Source organism: Campylobacter concisus (assembly GCF_002914195.1).
Taxonomy (GTDB): Bacteria; Campylobacterota; Campylobacteria; order Campylobacterales; family Campylobacteraceae; genus Campylobacter_A; species Campylobacter_A concisus_M.
On the sequence record NZ_PPAU01000040.1, the window covers coordinates 1 to 757 of the forward strand.

Here is a 757-nt window from a genome sequence, read left to right on the forward strand (position 1 = left end):
ATACAAAGTAAAGATGAATTTATAAAAGAGCTAAACAAAGATATAGAAGGCAACATCGACGAAGCTACAAAAGCCGTTTCAGGAGGAAAATATAATTCAACTGAAGATATGATAGCCGATGGTTATTTTGAGCAAGATTTAACTGGAGAAGAGATAAAAAAACTCCACCAACAAACTGAAGATTTGGCAAAAGAAGGCAGCATAGAGAGAATTGAGCAGCTAAAAGCCAGTCAAGAACAGAGCTTAATAGAGCTTGCAGAGGTAAATAATAAGCTTTCTCAGGCTGATAGGGCGTTGGAGGACATTGTAGATAATATTGAGCCTCCAGCGCATAGTAAATATTTTCAACAAGCTTATGATGAAATGCTGAAAGAAAAAAAATGGACAAAGGATGACATAAATAATTTAGACTTATATGAAAGATACTCTACTATGGGTGAAATTTACGATGAAGCGGCAACTCTTGCACAACAAGATGGAGCAGATCCTAAAAACTTTATTTATAAGTCAAGTCTAAACGAGATGTTAAGAGATATGTCCAAATATCGCATTGATAAATCAGGCGAAGAAGAGCAAAATTTACGTAATTATATTATAGACAAACTCGACAAACACGATATAAAAACTAATTTTAATAATGTTTATAGCCTAAGCGATCAATTAGATGTTATTTTAAAAAAGAATAAAGCAGATTTAGCAGAATTACAAAATCTTTTCTCTAAAACAAGAACTACTTATGCCATAGCGACGTCTAAAC

At 33.0% G+C, this 757-nt stretch carries 1 protein-coding gene; it reads left to right on the plus strand.

Translation table 11 applies throughout. The features are described 5' to 3' along the window. A partial coding sequence (locus tag CYP28_RS10200; protein ID WP_181000392.1) for a hypothetical protein occupies positions 1 to 757 on the plus strand: 757 nt, incomplete at both ends.